Source organism: Paenibacillus sp. FSL R7-0297 (genome assembly GCF_038009025.1).
Taxonomy (GTDB): Bacteria; Bacillota; Bacilli; order Paenibacillales; family Paenibacillaceae; genus Paenibacillus_AQ.
The window spans coordinates 2,729,313-2,744,415 of record NZ_JBBPAQ010000001.1 but is presented as its reverse complement, the minus strand read 5'-3'; the positions used below and the strand labels follow the sequence as shown (position 1 = coordinate 2,744,415).

General features: G+C 49.6%; 8 protein-coding genes, 6 tRNA genes and 3 rRNA genes. 1 reads left to right on the top strand and 16 read right to left on the bottom strand.

Annotated elements, in window-relative coordinates; all coding sequences use genetic code 11:
* Positions 1-45 precede the first annotated feature (45 nt).
* From MKZ24_RS12100 to MKZ24_RS12070, 7 genes are all read right to left on the bottom strand, one after another.
* Positions 46-122, bottom strand: a tRNA-Arg gene (locus MKZ24_RS12100).
* Between the two features lie 6 nt (positions 123-128).
* Positions 129-203: transfer RNA gene (locus MKZ24_RS12095), tRNA-Gly, on the bottom strand.
* A 36-nt stretch (positions 204-239) separates the two neighbouring features.
* Positions 240-317, bottom strand: a tRNA-Asp gene (locus tag MKZ24_RS12090).
* Positions 318-324: 7 nt separating this feature from the next.
* Positions 325-398, bottom strand: a tRNA-Met gene (locus MKZ24_RS12085).
* 40 nt (positions 399-438) lie between these two features.
* Positions 439-514: transfer RNA gene (locus tag MKZ24_RS12080), tRNA-Val, on the bottom strand.
* A gap of 87 nt (positions 515-601) precedes the next feature.
* Positions 602-676, bottom strand: a tRNA-Glu gene (locus tag MKZ24_RS12075).
* A gap of 142 nt (positions 677-818) precedes the next feature.
* The gene (locus MKZ24_RS12070; RefSeq protein WP_052416695.1) at positions 819-1,199 is read right to left on the bottom strand and encodes a hypothetical protein; all 381 of its coding nucleotides are present in this window, start codon (positions 1,197-1,199) and stop codon (positions 819-821) included.
* Positions 1,200-1,592: 393 nt separating this feature from the next.
* On the opposite strand from MKZ24_RS12070, the gene MKZ24_RS12065 reads away from it, so the two are divergent.
* Positions 1,593-2,723, top strand: a complete 1,131-nt coding sequence (locus MKZ24_RS12065; protein WP_340782749.1) for an IS4 family transposase — start codon at positions 1,593-1,595, stop codon at positions 2,721-2,723.
* Between the two features lie 318 nt (positions 2,724-3,041).
* Here MKZ24_RS12065 and rrf read toward each other — a convergent pair.
* From rrf to MKZ24_RS12020, 9 genes are all read right to left on the bottom strand, one after another.
* Positions 3,042-3,158 (bottom strand): 5S ribosomal RNA (rrf, locus tag MKZ24_RS12060).
* A 148-nt stretch (positions 3,159-3,306) separates the two neighbouring features.
* A 23S ribosomal RNA gene (locus MKZ24_RS12055) occupies positions 3,307-6,235 on the bottom strand.
* Positions 6,236-6,621: 386 nt separating this feature from the next.
* Positions 6,622-8,179: ribosomal RNA gene (locus MKZ24_RS12050) — 16S ribosomal RNA — on the bottom strand.
* Together the 16S, 23S and 5S rRNA genes form the textbook arrangement of a ribosomal RNA operon.
* A 453-nt stretch (positions 8,180-8,632) precedes the next feature.
* Complete coding sequence (locus MKZ24_RS12045) at positions 8,633-10,165, bottom strand: LysM peptidoglycan-binding domain-containing protein (RefSeq protein WP_340783244.1); 1,533 nt, start codon at positions 10,163-10,165, stop codon at positions 8,633-8,635.
* 223 nt (positions 10,166-10,388) lie between these two features.
* A complete protein-coding gene (gene ilvE / locus MKZ24_RS12040; RefSeq protein ID WP_340783242.1) occupies positions 10,389-11,270 on the bottom strand; it encodes a branched-chain-amino-acid transaminase in 882 nt (293 codons plus the stop codon).
* A 4-nt stretch (positions 11,271-11,274) separates the two neighbouring features.
* Entirely contained in the window at positions 11,275-12,162 is an 888-nt protein-coding gene (gene pheA, locus MKZ24_RS12035; protein WP_340783241.1) for a prephenate dehydratase, read from the bottom strand.
* Positions 12,159-13,139: a homoserine kinase gene (gene thrB, locus MKZ24_RS12030; RefSeq protein ID WP_042238832.1), complete on the bottom strand. Its 981-nt coding sequence runs from the start codon at positions 13,137-13,139 to the stop codon at positions 12,159-12,161. Before thrB ends, pheA begins: the two co-directional genes overlap by 4 nt.
* Positions 13,140-13,199: 60 nt before the next feature.
* A complete protein-coding gene (locus tag MKZ24_RS12025) occupies positions 13,200-14,486 on the bottom strand; it encodes a homoserine dehydrogenase (RefSeq protein WP_042238834.1) in 1,287 nt (428 codons plus the stop codon).
* Between the two features lie 97 nt (positions 14,487-14,583).
* The gene (locus tag MKZ24_RS12020; protein ID WP_039300484.1) at positions 14,584-15,021 is read right to left on the bottom strand and encodes an ACT domain-containing protein; all 438 of its coding nucleotides are present in this window, start codon (positions 15,019-15,021) and stop codon (positions 14,584-14,586) included.
* Between the last annotated feature and the right edge of the window lie 82 nt (positions 15,022-15,103).

The window sequence follows — 15,103 nt, the reverse complement described above, 5'->3', positions numbered from 1 at the left end:
AGTATAAATCCATTACGGACACTTTGATTATTCAATAAGTAAATATGGCGCGCCCTGAGAGATTCGAACTCCCGACCTTTTGATTCGTAGTCAAACGCTCTATCCAGCTGAGCTAAGGGCGCAAAATATGGAGCGGACGACGGGAATCGAACCCGCGACCCTCGCCTTGGCAAGGCGATGCTCTACCGCTGAGCCACGTCCGCACACGGTATGTATTCAATATGTTAATTAAGTAATAATGGCGGAACCGACGGGATTCGAACCCGCGATCTCCTGCGTGACAGGCAGGCATGTTAGGCCAACTACACCACGGTTCCAAATTAATTGCGGGGGCAGGATTTGAACCTGCGGCCTTCGGGTTATGAGCCCGACGAGCTACCGGGCTGCTCCACCCCGCGTCAGTAATAAATGTATTCTCTTCTATCTTGCAAGTCTCCATGGTGGAGGCTGAGGGGTTCGAACCCCCGACCCTCTGCTTGTAAGGCAGATGCTCTCCCAGCTGAGCTAAGCCTCCATCGAAGAAGCAACTTAATGATCATAACACATTCTCATGAGATATACAATCATTATTTATTTCAACCTTAGAGATTGAAGAAGAATATGGTGACTCGTATGGGATTCGAACCCATGTTACCTCCGTGAAAGGGAGGTGTCTTAACCCCTTGACCAACGAGCCATATCAACAAACAATGTTTCGACAACAAAAAATATTATATCAAATATATTAGTATAGTGCAATAGAAAACACAATAATTATTAAAATCTATTATCCTTCCACTTCAACACTAATCTGAACCGCCATTGCAGATCCCCCTTTTCTATTCCCCGGTCTCCAACAGAGACATAATAATTCCAGCTACCCCTGGAATGGATATCTGCTCAGTGTCCACATAACACTCAAAGACCTTGTTCTCCAGCCCTGTAAGACATCTCTCCATCTGTACAGCAGCCCAGGATCCCCTGCCTTCACCACGGCCCTTCAGTCTGCTATGCAGGGCCTCAGGGGAAGCAGTCAACGTAAAATGACGAACTACTATCCCCTCGTTTCTTAGTCTGCCCACAATCTGCATAAAGTAGTCTGGATCTACTAGGGTCATAGGTACAATAATCGTTCCATTATACTCTGAATCTATGTATCTAAGCATTGAATACGTGAGCTCACGCCAGAGCGGATGGCTCTGAAAATCGTTTTTTGACATGCCTGCTGGAAGGTTCTCACGGATATAAAAGCCTGCATTCTCCGGATCGAAAATATACGAATGTGGAATACTCTGGTGGAGCTCAATTGCCGTTTGCGTTTATCCTGAACCAAAGGCTCCATTCAGCCAGATAATCACATAGATACCTCCCTGTTATATATCCCAACTATAGTCTATACACAAAAAACTATATAACCCTGAGCTCATAAGTTTCGTTTTTGTTTAGGCTAAACTGTTGTACATATTACAACTTCACTTCTTGGATTCATAGGAGATCGTACAGATTGTTGTATGAAATATAGGCGTGTTGATTTCCCAAAAAAAGGGACGAAAAAGGCCGCCATTTCGGGTAATGGTAAGTACGACCAAACCAAACCGAAATGAGGCGACCTCATGAATAAATATACCCCATTTTTAGCCGTTTTCAAACAAGTGTTAACACCGGAAGAAGTCCAAATGGTGACCGGACAAACCGAGGACTACGTGGATAGAGGAACCAAAATGACCGTCGGGTTGCTGCTCGATTACTTTGTCCAAGCCTGCTACCACAAATGGGACGGATTCCGGCAGAGTGCCCGCTTAGGCCCAAGCTTTGACTTGCCAGAAATTCATTACTCCACCCTTTCCGGCAAGGCCGGTGAAGTCCCTTACGAAATCTTCAAACGTATCTTTCAACTGCTCGTCACGAAATGTAACCGCCAAACCCGGCGGCATTTGAACCTTCCTAAAGATCTTTTGCTGATTGACTCGACTACGGTCACGGCAGCGAACTCTCGAATGCCTTGGGCCTCGTACAAAAAATTCAGAGGGGGTATTAAGCTGCATGTTGCTCTTTCGCATGGCCAGCGTTCACCCCTGAACGTGAAGGAATCGATCGCGAAGCGCAATGACGCTCCGTTTGGAGAAGTCTTGGCCGATACGGACTACATTTTGGTACAGGATCGGGCGTATGGAAAAATCAGCAGATTGGATCAATATGTGCTCCAGGGCCAGTCGTTTGTGATTCGGCTCAAAGACAATCTCCATTTGGTGAAGCCAAGAGAACTCCAGCGACCCGCAGAGGGAGAAACGAAAATTGTTCGTGATATTACTTGTTATATCGGTCAAGGGAAGTGCCAATCTGCTCAGCGCCACCGGGTCGTAGAATTTGAAAATGACCGGGGTGAAGTCGTACGGGTCGTGACCGATTTGAGAAAAGAGTCCGCTCATGTGATCGCTGAAATCTACAAGGCACGCTGGGAAATTGAAGTCTTTTTCCGCTGGATTAAACAGCATCTGAACGTGCCATGTCTATTTGGAACCACCGAAAATGCGGTATACAGCCAATTGTTTGTGGCCCTTGCTGTCTATGTGCTTCTGAAACGCGTTTATGATGAAATCCACCCCAACGTGCCTGCCTTTGCTCAACTGACCCTTTGGGAATTTATGCAGCATTGGCGTATATTTAGTCTTCCGCTGGAGTGGCAGGTTCAACTTAGTCTGCTCAGGAACAAAGGGGTTTTGGGAATTATATCCATCCCATAATATGGGGAATCAACAGGCCTGTATGAAATACAACAATTGTTACGTTGAAGGTGCTTAGAGGAGGGAATATGCTGTTTTTCATACAACAATTTTGGATTATAGCTGAAATCATGAGGAGAATGTTGTATTATGTGCAGGATTATTGAAAGGCAATCAGATTTTCACCTTAAGACGCAAGCTAAAATCGTGAGCTTCTTGCATTCTCAACAGAAAAAAGTCCACTATTTACCGTGATGAACGTTAAGTTTTATGTGAATCTTTTTGTTCGGCATATCTAAAACAAAAAACCACCGTTGCTAATCAACAGTGGTCTTAAGTGCTTGGCGGCGTCCTACTCTCCCAGGACCCTTCGGTCCAAGTACCATCGGCGCTGGAGGGCTTAACGGTCGTGTTCGGGATGGGTACGTGTGGAACCCCTCCGCTATCGCCACCAAACGGGCATTTGATATACAAATGCTATGATTCAGGTGTCAGCATCGCCAAATGCTGAAAACAAATTTTCTCTATAGAACTGCTTGAGCTCTATAAATTACAATTTGATTCCTGAAAACTGAATCCGAAACGAATCTGCGCTCTAAGAAATTTGGATAAGCCCTCGACCGATTAGTATTGGTCAGCTCCATGCATTGCTGCACTTCCACCTCCAACCTATCTACCTCGTCGTCTTCAAGGGGTCTTACTAGTTGGGAAATCTCATCTTGAGGGGGGCTTCACGCTTAGATGCTTTCAGCGCTTATCCCGTCCGTACGTAGCTACTCAGCCATGCTCCTGGCGGAACAACTGATGCACCAGCGGTACGTCCATCCCGGTCCTCTCGTACTAAGGACAGCTCCTCTCAAATTTCCTGCGCCCACGACAGATAGGGACCGAACTGTCTCACGACGTTCTGAACCCAGCTCGCGTACCGCTTTAATGGGCGAACAGCCCAACCCTTGGGACCTACTTCAGCCCCAGGATGCGATGAGCCGACATCGAGGTGCCAAACCTCCCCGTCGATGTGGACTCTTGGGGGAGATAAGCCTGTTATCCCCAGGGTAGCTTTTATCCGTTGAGCGATGGCCCTTCCATGCGGTACCACCGGATCACTAAGTCCGACTTTCGTCCCTGCTCGACTTGTAGGTCTCGCAGTCAAGCTCCCTTATGCCTTTGCACTCTGCGAATGATTTCCAACCATTCTGAGGGAACCTTTGAACGCCTCCGTTACTCTTTAGGAGGCGACCGCCCCAGTCAAACTGCCCGCCTGACACGGTCCCCGTACCCGCTTAGGGTACTAGGTTAGAACCTAGATACGATCAGGGTGGTATCCCAACGGCGCCTCCGCAGAAGCTTGCGCTCCTGCCTCAACGGCTCCCACCTATCCTGTACAGATCGTACCCAAATTCAATATCAAGCTGCAGTAAAGCTCCATGGGGTCTTTCCGTCTTGTCGCGGGTAACCTGCATCTTCACAGGTATTAAAATTTCACCGGATCTCTCGTTGAGACAGCGCCCAAGTCGTTACGCCATTCGTGCGGGTCAGAATTTACCTGACAAGGAATTTCGCTACCTTAGGACCGTTATAGTTACGGCCGCCGTTTACTGGGGCTTCGGTTCACAGCTTCGGGTTGCCCCTAACCACTCCCCTTAACCTTCCAGCACCGGGCAGGCGTCAGCCCGTATACTTCGCCTTGCGGCTTCGCACAGACCTGTGTTTTTGCTAAACAGTCGCTTGGGCCTTTTCACTGCGGCCCCCTCGGGCTATTCACCCTACCGAGGCACCTCTTCTCCCGAAGTTACGAGGTCATTTTGCCGAGTTCCTTAACGAGAGTTCTTCCGCGCGCCTTAGAATTCTCTTCTCGCCTACCTGTGTCGGTTTGCGGTACGGGCACCTTCTCCTGGCTAGAGGCTTTTCTTGGCAGTGTGAGATCATGACCTTCGCTACTACAATTTTCGCTCCCCATCACAGCCCAGCCTTATTGATGTGCGGATTTGCCTACACATCAGCCTCACTGCTTAGACGGACATATCCATCAGTCCGCGTCACTACCCTCCTGCGTCACCCCATCGCTCATAGCGGATTACGGTGGTACAGTAATTTCAAACTGTTGTCCTTCGACTACGCCTTTCGGCCTCGCCTTAGGTCCCGACTTACCCTGAGCGGACGAGCCTTCCTCAGGAAACCTTGGGCTTTCGGCGGATCAGATTCTCACTGATCTTTTCGTTACTCATACCGGCATTCTCACTTGTATGCTGTCCAGCGCTCCTTACGGTACACCTTCAACCCACATACAACGCTCCCCTACCCCAGATACAAAGTATCTAGCCATAGCTTCGGTGGTGTGTTTAGCCCCGTTACATTTTCGGCGCAGAGTCACTCGACCAGTGAGCTATTACGCACTCTTTCAATGGTGGCTGCTTCTAAGCCAACATCCTGGTTGTCTGTGCAACTCCACATCCTTTCCCACTTAACACACACTTGGGGACCTTAGCTGATGGTCTGGGCTGTTTCCCTTTTGACAATGGATCTTAGCACTCACTGTCTGACTCCCGGCAAGAAGTTAATGGCATTCGGAGTTTGACTGAGCTTGGTAACCCTTGCGGGCCCCGCACCCAATCAGTGCTCTACCTCCACCACTCCATTCACCGAGGCTAGCCCTAAAGCTATTTCGGGGAGAACCAGCTATCTCCGAGTTCGATTGGAATTTCTCCGCTACCCCCACCTCATCCCCGCATTTTTCAACATGCGTGGGTTCGGGCCTCCAGTGCGTGTTACCGCACCTTCACCCTGGACAGGGGTAGATCACACGGTTTCGGGTCTACGTCCACATACTCATTCGCCCTATTCAGACTCGCTTTCGCTGCGGCTCCGTCTTCTCGACTTAACCTTGCATGTTAAACGTAACTCGCCGGTTCATTCTACAAAAGGCACGCCATCACCCAGTAATAGGGCTCTGACTTTTTGTAAGCACACGGTTTCAGGTTCTATTTCACTCCCCTTCCGGGGTGCTTTTCACCTTTCCCTCACGGTACTGTTTCACTATCGGTCGCCAGGTAGTATTTAGCCTTAGCAGATGGTCCTGCTGGATTCATACGGGGTTTCACGTGCCCCGCACTACTCGGGATCCGTCTCGGAGAGAACACAGTTTAGGCTACAGGGCTTTTACCTCTATCGCGGGCCTTTCCAGACCTCTTCACCTACCATATTCCTTTGTAACTCCATGTGAGACGTCCCACAACCCCAAGGGGCAAGCCCCTTGGTTTAGGCTGTTCCGCGTTCGCTCGCCGCTACTGACGGAATCACTATTGTTTTCTCTTCCTCAGGGTACTTAGATGTTTCAGTTCCCCTGGTCTGCCTCTGCGTATCCTATGTATTCAGATACGAGTAACTGCGAATTACCACAGCTGGGTTTCCCCATTCGGACACCCCCGGATCAAAGCTTGCTTACAGCTCCCCGAGGCAGTTTCGTTGTTCGCCACGTCCTTCGTCGGCTCCTGGCGCCTAGGCATCCTCCGTGTGCTCTTATTAGCTTAACCGTCACTCCGGTGTTTCGCTTGCTTGCTCATCTTGTTTTGAATACTGCTCATGGATTGCTCCATTCACCAACACATTCAAAGCCAAAGGTCGCTGCACAATCGAAAACCTTCGTTCTGCACTAATAACTATTTCAACTTGCTTACACAAGTTTCAGCTAAAAGATGTTCTAAAACGCAAATTCGTTTCGGTATCCAGTTTTCAAGGATCAAGGTGCTGAAATTTCGGGACAATCACGACTGTGATGTTCGAAAATTCAGACAGTTTAAAGATGAGAGCTTAAACTCTCAAAACTGACCAACGAGTGAGTGTTTGAACCCTAAGGTTCGTTGTGGAAGCTTTAGCTTCCGATTTGAATGTTTCCGTTGCAGGAAACGATTCTCCATAGAAAGGAGGTGATCCAGCCGCACCTTCCGATACGGCTACCTTGTTACGACTTCACCCCAATCATCTACCCCACCTTCGGCGGCTGGCTCCCTTGCGGGTTACCCCACCGACTTCGGGTGTTGTAAACTCTCGTGGTGTGACGGGCGGTGTGTACAAGACCCGGGAACGTATTCACCGCGGCATGCTGATCCGCGATTACTAGCAATTCCGACTTCATGCAGGCGAGTTGCAGCCTGCAATCCGAACTGAGACCGGCTTTGCTGGGATTGGCTCCACCTCGCGGTTTCGCTTCCCGTTGTACCGGCCATTGTAGTACGTGTGTAGCCCAGGTCATAAGGGGCATGATGATTTGACGTCATCCCCACCTTCCTCCGGTTTGTCACCGGCAGTCACTCTAGAGTGCCCAGCCTTACCTGCTGGCAACTAAAGTCAAGGGTTGCGCTCGTTGCGGGACTTAACCCAACATCTCACGACACGAGCTGACGACAACCATGCACCACCTGTCTCCGATGCTCCGAAGAGGGGCACTATCTCTAATGCTTTCATCGGGATGTCAAGACCTGGTAAGGTTCTTCGCGTTGCTTCGAATTAAACCACATACTCCACTGCTTGTGCGGGTCCCCGTCAATTCCTTTGAGTTTCAGTCTTGCGACCGTACTCCCCAGGCGGAGTGCTTACTGTGTTAACTTCGGCACCAAGGGTATCGAAACCCCTAACACCTAGCACTCATCGTTTACGGCGTGGACTACCAGGGTATCTAATCCTGTTTGCTCCCCACGCTTTCGCGCCTCAGCGTCAGTTACAGCCCAGAAAGTCGCCTTCGCCACTGGTGTTCCTCCACATATCTACGCATTTCACCGCTACACGTGGAATTCCACTTTCCTCTTCTGTACTCAAGTCACCCAGTTTCCAGTGCGACCCCAGGTTGAGCCCAAGGTTTAAACACCAGACTTAAATGACCGCCTGCGCGCGCTTTACGCCCAATAATTCCGGACAACGCTTGCCCCCTACGTATTACCGCGGCTGCTGGCACGTAGTTAGCCGGGGCTTTCTTCTCAGGTACCGTCACTCCGGTAGCAGTTACTCTACCGGACGTTCTTCCCTGGCAACAGAGCTTTACGATCCGAAAACCTTCATCACTCACGCGGCATTGCTCCGTCAGGCTTTCGCCCATTGCGGAAGATTCCCTACTGCTGCCTCCCGTAGGAGTCTGGGCCGTGTCTCAGTCCCAGTGTGGCCGTTCACCCTCTCAGGTCGGCTACGCATCGTCGCCTTGGTGAGCCGTTACCCCACCAACTAGCTAATGCGCCGCAGGCCCATCCCCAAGTGGCAGATTGCTCCGCCTTTCATTCTCTCTTCAGGAGAGGAAAGAAATTATCCGGTATTAGCTACCGTTTCCGGTAGTTATCCCAGTCTTGAGGGCAGGTTGCCTACGTGTTACTCACCCGTCCGCCGCTAAATTCATTTGAAAGCAAGCTTTCAAATGAACTCCGCTCGACTTGCATGTATTAGGCATGCCGCCAGCGTTCGTCCTGAGCCAGGATCAAACTCTCCAAATTGGTTTTAGAAAGAGCGATTGCTCATTTTGAAACATCTGACGAGAATTTTCATTCTCTATTTCGGATCTCGCCGAAGCGATCTCCCACTCACTCGTTGTTCAGTTTTCAAAGATCAAGCTCGTTGTCAGCGACGACTACCGCGTCACCAGCAACTCTTATAATATATCATATTCATCATCTGGATGCAACACTTATTTTTCAGAAGCTGTTTGCATACTCTTGAGAGAAATATGTCCAATCTTGTGAAAGGGCTTTCGCCCTGTGACTGGATTTATAATATACCACGCATTCATTACTAAAGACAACCCTCAATATTTACCATTTTGATGATGGTTCTATAGAACTCCATAGTTATACTATACGAGTCTTTGTACCTGCAAAACTCTAAAAAAGTGCAGCAAGCCCGCATCCTATGCGTGACCTGCATGCACTCCATAATCGATCGTTTCAGACTTAGTTAGATATCCATGGATTCTTTTTCTTTTTGGCTGTACTTGAACGTTCATTTGAGCTTGAACCTGTTTTGGAAGAAGTCTTAGCTTTGGCTGTGGTTGTCTGGCTGGAAGTTTTCACTTTTCCCCCTGCCGCTTTGGAAGCTCCGCCCTTGGAATTCTTAACCGACTGTGCTTCGGCGCGTCCTGCTTCAGGAGCCTCTGCCGCTTCCTGTCCTGCAAGCTCCGGCACCTGGATTTCCGGCACACGATTATGGGCATAGTTCTCCATACCAGGGTAGGACGGATAAGGTGGGATATTCGATACCATCGGCTGATCGTACATCGGCGACACTGCATTAGGCATTGAATTCATTCCCGCTGAATACGGTGAACCCATCATTCCCGGCTGCGGCATGCCATACATCGGATACATATTGTACATTGGCTGCATCGCCTGTTCATACGAATATGGCTGAATGGACATTCCGCCGCAGCCGCAGGAAGGCCAAGGAAGATTGACCGGCTGGCCGCTATACTGCGGAGATACAAATGAGTTATCGCTCATAGGGCTCACTGCGGACATTGCCGCATTATTATAGTCTGGCGCAGCATTAGGGTACCAGCCTCCGGGATATTCATTCGCAGGATAGATACTGGCAGGATAAGCATAGGACGGCGGGCAATCCGGCATAAAAGCCGCAGGCTGAATGTAGTTAGGTGCAGCGTTTATATCCATCATCCCCATTGGCTCATACACAGGATACACTGGCGGACAATTCATGAAATACGGGTTCTCATTCAGACCGGGATAACCTTCGGTCTGGTCGCAGGGAGAGACTTTACCATCGTTCCATGCCGCTGGCTGAACCTCAGTTTTATGTGCTTCTTTGGGCATCTCATATGTGATGGCTTCTTGTGCAGGAACTGAGATCTGTACATATAAGCTTTGTTTCTCATGAACGATTTCCTGAATCGGCATCACTTCGGGGGCTTTATTGGGTGCAGGATTAGGTGCCGGTACATGAGCAGCAATGGGAACCGGGACTGCTTCTGCGGCAGGGGACACGACAGGAGCCGGCTTTTCTATGGGCCCAGTATAGGTTTTTCCGCCAATAGCTGTTTTGTCTACGACTGCAGGTGCTGTAGATTGTGCCTGAATGGGAGTAGTATTAGCTTTTGCCGGAGAGACAGACTGAGCCTGAATAGGAGAAGCAGCATTAGCTTTCTTAGGGATATTTACAACTTCCCCAGTCATCAGAACATTGGGATTCTTAAGCTGGGGGTTGGCATCAATCATGTCCTTCAGCGTAATTCCCCATGCTTTGGAGAGCTTCCACAAGGTGTCGCCTTGCTTGACGGTATGCTTGTAGTAGACCTCACTGTTATCTGGTACAGGTATCGGGGCTGCCGGTATTTTGACTTTATCTCCGACAGCAAGCACATCTGGATTCGTGATTTGCGGATTGGCCTCGATTATTTTTTGCAGCGGCACTCCATACTTCTGCGATAACGCAAACAGCGAATCGCCTTGCTTAACAATGTGTATTTTCACGCAGCATTTACCTCCTAATAATTATCTGTTATCGACGTTGCCCCTAGTTCAGGGATTACTGCACTCCAGCATGGTATATGCGGTACAGCCGCCTCCTTCGTTACTACATCTTATGCAGCCCATGGGCGAATGACATCCCTAATACAAAAAAAATCCTCCCATGACTCCATGGGAGGATTGCTGCTTTATTTATTCATTGGTTTGCGTAATAACTATTAAGGAACTATTCCCACACCTTATAACCGTCTTTATCCACAACATTGCGGAATTCTTCAAGCAGCTGCAGGGTAATCGGACCGGCATGACCAGAACCGATAATCCGTCCGTCGATTTCACGGGCTGCAATAACTTCGGCTGCAGTACCGGTGAAGAAAACTTCATCGGCAATATATACATCATGCATTGTGAACGGCTCTTCCTTCAGCGGCAAGCCCAATTTCTCACATAGCTCAATAATCGCCAGACGGGTAATTCCTTCAAGCGCGCCCAAATAGCAGGGAGGTGTGTAGACTACTCCTCTTTTGATAATGAAGATGTTGTCGCCTGATCCTTCGGTTACATATCCTTGCGCATTCATCATAATCGCTTCATCGGCTTCCGCCAGATTAGACTGGATCTTCACCAGAATGTTGTTGAGATAGTTCAGCGATTTGATCTTCGGATTCAGCGCATCCGGGATGTTACGGCGCTGGGATACCGATACGGCACGGAGTCCGTTCAGATAAGCCTGTTCCGGGTAGATCGCCAGCTGCTCTACAATAATAATGACACTCGCTTTGGGACAGCGGCGCGGATCAAGCCCCAGGTTACCAGGACCGCGCGAAACGATCAGACGGATATACCCGTTGCGCATTTCATTAAGACGGATTGTCTCAGCCATAGCCGCCAGCATCTCATCATAGGTCAGCGGAATCTCCAGCATAATCGATTTGGCCGAATCATACAGCCTGTCCAGATGCTCTTTGCATTTGAAAATGTTGCCGTTATATATACGGATTCCTTCGAAAATACCGTCTCCATATAAAAAGCCGTGATCAAATACCGATACCTTAGCATTGTCCTTCGTTACATGTTGTCCATCCAGATAGATCCATTGTTCAGCCATGAACTTACTGCACCTCCGCTTTCTCTTCCTCATAGGTGTATGTGGGATAGGACCCCAGAATCCGTACCTGACAGCCCAAGGCCTTGATCTCTTCAATTGCCCCCGGGAGCAGTACCGACTCTATCGGTTCCAGCACATCAATATAGAAATAATAAGTACCCAGTTTCTTCTTGGTCGGCCGTGATTCAATCCGCGACAGATTCAGCTTCCGCCAGGAAAATGCAGCCAGCACCTGATGCAGCGCACCAGGGAAATCCTCAGGCAGCGTCACAAGAATACTCGTCTTGTCTCCACTGCTCTCTAGCGGGAGCTCCAGCTTCTCCTGGCCAACAAGTACAAAACGCGTGTAATTGTTGTTATGGTCTGTAACCTGCCGCTCCACAATCTCCAGCCCGTGCGTTGCTGCCCCCAGTGACGTACCGATGGCGGCCCAGCCCTTGCCGGGATTATTCTTTACAATTTCAACAGCTTCGGAAGTGCTGCCCACCGATTCCAGCTCCGCCCACGGTGCGGCTTTGCGGATGAACTGCAGACATTGTGCCATAGCAACCGGATGGGACAGGATTTTGACAATCTTCGCATAATCCTTATGCCCGCTCCCATCCGTGAATTCCTGCGGATTACCGATCAGGTTCTGCACCGACGGAAAAATCCACTCCGCCTGCATCGGCAGATTCACCTCATTAATGAGCCAGTCAATATGCAGGCTGACGGAGCCTTCAATCGTATTCTCAATCGGAATCACACTGTAATCCGTAACTCCGTTCGCCGTAGACAGAAAGACATCGGATATCAGCTTATGATGCTCAATATTTACCGGGTTACCCCCAAATAAATGCAGCAGCGCTTCATGTGACACCGAGCCCTGCGGCAATACCGCTATTGATTTCATGACTGTAATTCTCCTTTTATCATATCCAAAAATGATCCGTTTTGCATCCCGTTTCTTTCAAGCAGCTCCGTAGTAACACCTGAAGTACATGGCGACAGCCATACAGTCCGGGAAGGAATCCCATTCTCCTGCATCGTCTCTGTCAGGAAATGCTCCAGCTCCTGCTTCTTATCGCTGCTGCGGTCCACCATACATAACAATGTAGGGCCTGCGCCGCTTAGCGCAATCCCCAGAGCACCACGCCCGGGCGCCTCAGCAAGCAGCTTCTCCATCCCAGGCACCATGGGTGCACGGTACGGCTGATGCAGGCGGTCCTGCATCGCTCTGCCAATCATATCGAGCCGGCCGGCGGATAGTGCTGCAGTTAACAGCGAGGTACGGCTGATATTATGGACTGCATCGCCCATTGTAACTTCGGCAGGCAGTAGTCCCCTTGCTTTGACTGTCTCCAGCTCAAATTCAGGAATAACCACCAGCACTTCCAGCGCCTGTGGAGGCTCTATCCGGATATAATCGGCATGTTGCCCATCCCATGCTGCTGTGATAATCCCCCCGAAGATGGAGGCTCCAACATTATCTGGATGCTTCTCAAGCGCTGTAGCCATATCAAACAGCTTCGCAGACCCGAGCGGTGAACCAATCATAGCATTCGCTGCGGCCAATGCGCCAACAATCGCGGAAGCACTGCTGCCGAGACCCCGGGTAAGCGGAATTTCTGAATACATCGAGATGGATAGTTCGGGGACCGAAACCCCGGCTTCTGCAAACACCATCTGGGCTACCTTGTACAGCAGATTGCTTTTGTCACAGGCGATACCCTTCATCTCATCACCATAAAGGTGAAAAACCGTTTCTGCCGCCTCTTCCATCTCAATCCAGGCATACAGTGACAGTGCCATGCCCAGTGTATCGAATCCCGGACCGAGATTGGCGGTGCTGGCAGGGACTTTTACTCTAGACCTTCCGTAAATACTCATGGCGTGGGAAATCTCCTTCGTTATATTTGCGCGCAGCCGATGAATCTCGGAATGCGGTACTCAGCCTTCTACACGATAATGGCTTTTGATGCGGTGAATGACATTCAATTGCTCTAAATGCCGCAATACTTTATTCATACTCGCCTTGCTGGCATTGTGCGTTACAATAATGATTTCTGCATCCGGGTTATTGGCATTAGCCTGCTGTACAACGGAATCCAGACTGACATCATATTCGGCAAACACTTGAGTAATCTTCGCCAGCACACCCGCTTTGTCATCTACGTGCAGGAGGAGGAAGTTCTTGTAGAAGATATCTTCATCGCTCTTCAGCTTCTTCTGCTTATAGGGGACAATCTGCTTGAGTCCGTTCACACCCAGCTTCAGATTCTTGATCACAGCTACAAGATCTGCCACAATCGAGGTTGCGGTAGGCATCGCGCCTGCTCCGGCACCATAAAACATCGTTTCCCCTACGGCTTGACCATACACATATACCGCATTATACACTCCGTTCACGGATGCAATCGGATGGCTCGCACGGATCATCGTAGGCTGCACACTGATGCTGAATTCTTCATCCTGCCGTTCAGCAATGCCGAGCAGCTTCATCTCGTATCCCAGCCGTTTGGCAAAAGCAATATCTTCTTTGCTCACGCCGGAAATGCCACTCACACTGACATCGCTCAGTTCAACGTTGGTCCGGAAGCCAAGGGTACCCAGGATAGCCATCTTACGTGCTGCATCCAGCCCCTCCACGTCTGAAGTAGGATCCGATTCAGCATACCCGAGTTCCTGCGCTTCCTTCAGCACATCCAGATAAGACGCGCCTTCCTGGCTCATTTTGCTAAGTATGTAGTTAGTTGTCCCGTTAACGATACCCATAATCTTCATAATCTTGTCGGAGGAGAATCCTTCAATCAGTGTACGGATAATCGGAATGCCTCCCGCCACGCTGGCCTCATAGAACACATCGCACTGCTTCTCCTGAGCTTTGGCGAGAATCTCCGAGCCATGCAGGGCCATCAGGTCCTTGTTGGCTGTAACAATATGTTTGCCGCGCTCCAGTGCCTCTAGAATGTACTCTTTCGTTCCCGCAATACCGCCCATGACCTCGACAATGACATCAATTTCCGGGTCGCGGATAACCTCCCAAGGGTCATCGGTGATCTTGGATGGATCGACTTCAATTTCCCGCGGCTTCTCCGTATTCTTCACGGCTATACGTTCAATCAGGATCGGCGAGCCTACCTGGCTGCTCAAATCCTCCTGATTCCCTTCAACGATACGGACTACACCCGTACCTACTGTACCTAAACCCAGTAATCCCACTTTAACCGGCTTCATTTGCATCCTCCTAAAAGTTTTGCGAGCGTCTGCTCCTTATATTCACTTCAAGCAAAACTCACTTCGTAAGCATAGGCTTAAGTTTTATGAAGCAATACTAGCCCTGTCCGATAATTAACGCCCGTTTCACACCCGAGATTGCCTTTAGACTATCCAGTAAATCGCCTAATTCTTCATTTAAATGAGAAATTTCGACAGAGATGACCACGTTGGCCCGCCCCTGCAGCGGAATACTCTGGTGAATCGTCAGCACGTTGGCCCCGTGGACAGCTACAGAACCCAACACTTTAGAGAGCATACCTGATTCGTGCTCCAGATCTATCGAGATGGTTACTATACGCTCACGTTCCAGCTGATGAATTAAATGAATTCCATCTTTGTATTTATAAAAAGCGCTGCGGCTAAGTCCAACCTGCTCCACGCCCTCGTGTACCGTTTTGGCATCTCCTGCTTCCAGCAGCTGCTTGACCTGCATGGTCTTCAGTACAGCATCGGGCAATATGTCCTCCCGGACCAAATAATAGCGTTCTTTCACGAACGTCCTCACCCCAAAGACTTTTGTATGTACATAGTGGACATTATACGGGATTGAAGACTTAAATTGCAACACTTTTTCC

What these genes read in the sequence shown, in the direction of transcription:
- MKZ24_RS12070 (WP_052416695.1), bottom strand. Translation starts at nt 1,199, where the DNA reads ATGTCAAAAAACGATTTTCAGAGCCATCCGCTCTGGCGTGAGCTCACG.
- MKZ24_RS12065 (WP_340782749.1), top strand. Translation starts at nt 1,593, where the DNA reads ATGAATAAATATACCCCATTTTTAGCCGTTTTCAAACAAGTGTTAACA.
- ilvE (WP_340783242.1), bottom strand. Translation starts at nt 11,270, where the DNA reads ATGGCTGAACAATGGATCTATCTGGATGGACAACATGTAACGAAGGAC.
- pheA (WP_340783241.1), bottom strand. Translation starts at nt 12,162, where the DNA reads ATGAAATCAATAGCGGTATTGCCGCAGGGCTCGGTGTCACATGAAGCG.
- thrB (WP_042238832.1), bottom strand. Translation starts at nt 13,139, where the DNA reads ATGAGTATTTACGGAAGGTCTAGAGTAAAAGTCCCTGCCAGCACCGCC.
- MKZ24_RS12025 (WP_042238834.1), bottom strand. Translation starts at nt 14,486, where the DNA reads ATGAAGCCGGTTAAAGTGGGATTACTGGGTTTAGGTACAGTAGGTACG.